Source organism: Flavobacterium wongokense (genome assembly GCF_021608265.1).
GTDB classification, from domain to species: Bacteria; Bacteroidota; Bacteroidia; order Flavobacteriales; family Flavobacteriaceae; genus Flavobacterium; species Flavobacterium wongokense.
The window spans coordinates 1-4,994 of record NZ_JAKIHP010000013.1 but is presented as its reverse complement, the minus strand read 5'-3'; the positions used below and the strand labels follow the sequence as shown (position 1 = coordinate 4,994).

6 protein-coding genes are annotated in these 4,994 nt (G+C 32.7%); 3 read left to right on the top strand and 3 right to left on the bottom strand.

Translation table 11 applies throughout. The annotated features are described in order from the left end of the window. From L1S31_RS14755 to L1S31_RS14745, 3 genes are all read left to right on the top strand, one after another. Positions 1-934 (top strand): RHS repeat domain-containing protein (locus tag L1S31_RS14755; RefSeq protein WP_305039138.1); only part of this gene is annotated, 934 nt, incomplete at its 5' end. An 11-nt stretch (positions 935-945) separates the two neighbouring features. Continuing rightward, positions 946-1,473 (top strand): hypothetical protein, encoded by a 528-nt coding sequence (locus tag L1S31_RS14750; RefSeq protein WP_236465548.1) that lies wholly within the window; start codon positions 946-948, stop codon positions 1,471-1,473. Between the two features lie 90 nt (positions 1,474-1,563). Next, positions 1,564-2,604, top strand: a complete 1,041-nt coding sequence (locus L1S31_RS14745; RefSeq protein WP_236465547.1) for a tyrosine-type recombinase/integrase — start codon at positions 1,564-1,566, stop codon at positions 2,602-2,604. A gap of 139 nt (positions 2,605-2,743) precedes the next feature. Here the strand turns inward: L1S31_RS14745 and L1S31_RS14740 are convergent, their stop codons facing one another. The 3 genes from L1S31_RS14740 to L1S31_RS14730 form a co-directional block, all read right to left on the bottom strand. Then, positions 2,744-3,241, bottom strand: a complete 498-nt coding sequence (locus L1S31_RS14740; protein WP_236465546.1) for a hypothetical protein — start codon at positions 3,239-3,241, stop codon at positions 2,744-2,746. 4 nt (positions 3,242-3,245) lie between these two features. Continuing rightward, positions 3,246-4,046: a tetratricopeptide repeat protein gene (locus tag L1S31_RS14735; RefSeq protein WP_236465545.1), complete on the bottom strand. Its 801-nt coding sequence runs from the start codon at positions 4,044-4,046 to the stop codon at positions 3,246-3,248. After that, positions 4,043-4,994 (bottom strand): RHS repeat-associated core domain-containing protein (locus tag L1S31_RS14730; RefSeq protein ID WP_502539613.1); only part of this gene is annotated, 952 nt, incomplete at its 5' end. The genes L1S31_RS14735 and L1S31_RS14730, both read right to left, overlap by 4 nt.

The following is a 4,994-nucleotide window of genomic DNA, read 5'->3' as shown; positions in this document are numbered from 1 at the left end:
TGGGGCCAGTAAAGACTACCGTTACGGGTTTAATGGCAAGGAAAAAGATGATGAGGTTAAGGGAGAAGGAAATAGTTTAGATTTTGGAGCCAGGATGTATGACTCCAGGATTGGAAGATGGTTTGCTACAGATAGAAAAGAAGGAAAATATCCAAGTCATAGTCCATACAATTATGCCTTAAATAATCCGGTATTTTATATTGACCCAGATGGTAATGATATATTTCCAAGCCAACTTTTTAAAGATTCCAGATATGGACCTTTACTTGAAAATTTGAGAACAAATTCTCCTACTTTCTTGAAAATTATTCAACCATATATGGGAAAAAAATTGAATCTTGACCTTGATATCAATGAGAAAAAAATCTTGCCCGGTAAATTTGCAACAACTTGGCCGGCTCGAACTGAATCTAATTGGAAAACATCTAATGGAAAGGAAATACCAAATACAAGAACATACAGATTTACGACCAACACACTTGAGGCCTTTTCTAATACTCAATTAGAGATGGTTGTTCCGCAAGATGAAGGTGGCAAAAAATTTGAATATATATATAAAGTTAAAGATATCTTCCTTGTACAAACAATAATACATGAATCATTACATGCGATGATTCAAGTAGATGGTGGAGCTAAAGCAGCATATAAGGGCAAGAATGTAGATCCAAATCATGATAAACATGCACAATACAGAGCAATGATGATTGAATCCTTGACAGAATATGTGAAGGCTAATAGTTTAAGTTATACTGCAGAAAACATTGAAGATCTGTCTTGGCATGGTATAAATGAATCCAAAGCGTTTAAAGACCATTTTGCGGAACTGGCTGCAAAGAATGGAACAACAAGTGAGGTCGAAGTTAAAGCGTGGCAACAACGTGTAGGTAATTTGTCAACAGAGTTTGTAGAGAAAAAAGAGGTAAAAACAGAATAACCCATTAGGAAATGAAACGTAAAATACTCATAAGTATATGTGTCCTTTTATCAATTAGTAGTTTTGCCCAAAAAACTAAAATTGATACTACCTATTTTGTTTATGAAAATAGAAAAGAACTTATCGATAATAAAGATATTTTAGGTTTAGCAAAGGAATTTTGTGTTTATAGAAGCTATGTTACAACTAATATTTTTTCCGAATCTAATCTGTTTGGCGACAATAGCTTTAAAATATTAAATGATAAATGGTACATTAAGAACAACAAGAAATGGGAGCTCTTTTTTTCTTCGAAAATTTTCAAACAAAAAAAAATTGTAACTTTTGTTGATAGTGGTTTCGGGCTTTACCCTATTAAAAAAATTAAGCTTAAAGGGAAAGATTGCTATAAATATAGGGTTTGCATGAATAATTCTATCAATTCAACGAATTCATATGTATTATTTAATCCGTGTACAGGTATAATTTCGATTAACAATGGAGGGCAGGTTTTGGTTAGGACAGATCGTAAGCCTAAAGATAGTTTTAATTGTCACTGATCAAAATATTTTTCCAAAACAAAAACCACAACCAAAAAGTTGTGGTTTTTTATTTCACCATATTCCTGTATTTTTGGTGAAAACCAAACCATGAAAAAACCAAAACCCTTAATACCTTTATTCAAGCAATTCATTAAGGAATCCGAATCGGGGAAACGTTTAAAGAAGAATGGTGAACGCATCACCAAAAGCTCCATCGATAATTATACTTATGTCTTAAAAAACCTGATATTATTTTCGGAAGAAACCAAGACAGAACTGAGGGTTTGTGATATTTTGAAGCTAACCAAAAAGGAATTGCTTTCAGAAAAAAACTATTGGAAAAAATTCTATAAGAACTTTACCGAATTCCTATACAAAAAAGGATGTTATGACAATTACGTTGGTGCAACCATAAAAATAATAAGGGTTTTTTTTAATTATCTTAAGCTGGAAAAAGATATTTATGCAGGCGATTTCCACAAGCAGTTTTATGTTCGAAAGGAGGAAATTGACATTCTGGTCTTATCTCCTGAACAATTAAAATACCTTATCCACGACAGGGAATTTGAAGAAAAGTTGACACCAAGCTTAAAAAGGATAAAAGACATATTCGTTTTTGGCTGTACAACCGGACTTCGATATTCTGATATTTTTTTGCTGACCAATAAAAACTTTGAACAGGCAGGAGACGATTGGTACTTAAAGCTAAAATCAAAAAAAACCAAAACCAGCAGTTCGATAAAACTACCTGTTTATGCGGTTGCCATTTATCAGAAATACCGACGTAAAAACAGCAAACTGCCTTTGTTTATTCCTATTACCTTATTTAATTTTAATAAAAACCTAAAGCAGATTGGAGAATTGGCCGAATTTACAACTCCAATAGCAATATCGCGGGAAAAACAAGGAATCACCAAATCGATTAAATCCAATAAGGAAAAAGATCGTTTCTGTGACAAAATGAGTTCACACATGATGCGTCGAACAGCTATAACAACACTTTTAATCCTTGGAATGCCCGAACATTTAGTACGTAAGATTAGCGGACATAGTACAGCTAGTAGTTCATTTAACCGCTATGTACATTACGCCCAGGTATATATAGACCGGGAAATTGATAAAATACACAGCAAATTGGAAAATTATTGATTTCTCTACAAAAAGTCACACCTAGCACAATTTCAAGGCCATAGCTGAATTTTTCTTCGGGATTATTCAAATTTGCCAACAAAACCATTTTTCTAACTGAGCCAATAGTTCATTCTTTAATGCTACATTTTTACTAATGTTACCACGAAAAACCAAGTGAGATTCCAGCACTTATTTCGTTACTGGAAAATTGAGGAAATATAATTACGGGATAAAGCTGTAAAAATAATCCGGCATCATCCATATACTTATAACCAACACTCAGAGAATATGCCCCATCAAATCTTGGAACATCACCATCTATTTTTTTTTTAATGAATGAAGCAGAATAGCCAGCACCTAAATTCACGAAATGATTTTTTTTTCCATACTCTAGTAAGGCTACTACAGGAAAAATTATTGCAGAGCCCACTACAGCATCTTCAGAATTGGAATACTTATAATGACCAATTCCTATTCTGCCATTTAAGTGGAAATCTTTATAAATTTGACATACATACATTTCATAATTTAACGAAAGTGGAGCTCTTGTATGTCCATAAGCATCATAGTAAACCGAGTTTTTAGAAAATTTTTGCCCAAAGGTATTACTTAAAATCATCACCATAAAAATGGTTAAGAATATTTTGCTTTTCATGGTTTTATTTACAATTTAGTCTTGAAATCCCTTCTTTGGCGAGTTCATTAATAACAATCGTATTGCTTCTATAATAATCCTCACAAGCTTTTGACGTGAAATTTAATTTCTCATAACAATATCCTCTAAAATATAATACTTCTGGGTCATCCTTAACAAATGCTAAGGACTTATTATAATTTTCAATTGCCTCCATGTATCTGTTTTGATTCATAAACAATATACCCTTATTGGCATAGGCCTTTTGTGAAGGCTCTAACTCTAATGATTTATTTAAATCTTTTAAGGCCTCTTCTAATTTATTACTTTTTAATTTAGCATAACCTCTGTTTGAATAATAATCTGATGCGGTTGAATCTAAAGATATTGCAAAGTCAAGATCTTTTATTGCACCACTTAAATCATTTAATAAGCATTTAATGGATCCTCTGTCATTATATGCCTTATCATATAACTTATCCATTTCTATTGCCTTATCGTAATACTCTAACGATTTTTCAAACTCACTGTTAAATGCATAATACTTACCATAATAAAAAAAGGTTTCCTTATTCTTCGAATCTAGAGCGAAAGATTTATCTAAATTTATTTTTGCTTCTTCTAAATTAAATTCAAAAAGGTTATTAGCTCCTTTATACAAATAACTTTTGGCAACATTTTGCTTTTTTTGAATTGAAATAGTAAACAAACTATCCGCTTTTTTTGGATTGTCATTCAAAAATTCCTTCAATCCTCTGTCAAAATCAGTTTGAGAATAAGATTGCAATTTTGAAAACAACAGTAAAATTAAAACTATATTTTTCATTCTGGTTTTTCTTTTGGTTTTTTCTTTGTAATTAAATTGATACCTCCTCCGAAATTAAAACCAACCGAATTAATTGATCTTCCAGAATAGTTTACATTTGGTTGGTCAAAAGTTGTCATATGATGGAGTGTCATACCATAAGATATAAAAAACCCTTTTATAACATAAATATTTACCCTAACTATTGCTGCAGTCGAAAAGCCTACAATCTTATCTTTTGCTGTAAAACCAGTCATTCGTGGTCTTCCATCTACTATACCAGCTCCGACATTCACATCCATGGTAAGAAATTTATCGATTATTTTGTATTCTCTTCCGATACTCAATAAAATTGAGGTAGGATGTTGAATACCAACTCCGTTTATATCATTTACTTTATTTTTAAAGCTGGTAATACCAACCTTATAATCACCCCAAGGGAACCTTGCATTGACTCCGTTGTTGGATTCAGTCGCATTACCCCAATAACCACCATCACCATTAGTCGTGCTGTTATAAAATGTTTCATCACCATCTATATCCCATATACTAGTGCGTGTTCCTGGTCCGTGGGCTCCAAAAGTGTTGCTCCAGGAATATTCTGCATTACTTAAAAATTCAGCAGTCTTTTGTAAAAACAGCCCAACTTTGCTTTTTCCATTAGGATTGTCTGTTGGACTTTTCGTTTCAGGAGCAGCAACCAGTGGAGGTTCAGTCGTATTTTTTTCCTTATCATTAGTATTAGCGCACTCTAAACCTTCAAGTTCAATTTTATCAATTACCCTGTTTTCACTAAAAGCATATGGAGAATTCCAAGGGAAATTTCTAAACAAAGGGTCAATCGTAAAGAACCTTCCAATCCTCGGATCATGCATTCTATAAGTATAATTTATTGAATTTCCTTCTCCTTTGATTTCGTCGTCTTTTTCCTGTCCCTGGAACCCGAAACGGTAGTCTTTACTGGCCCCG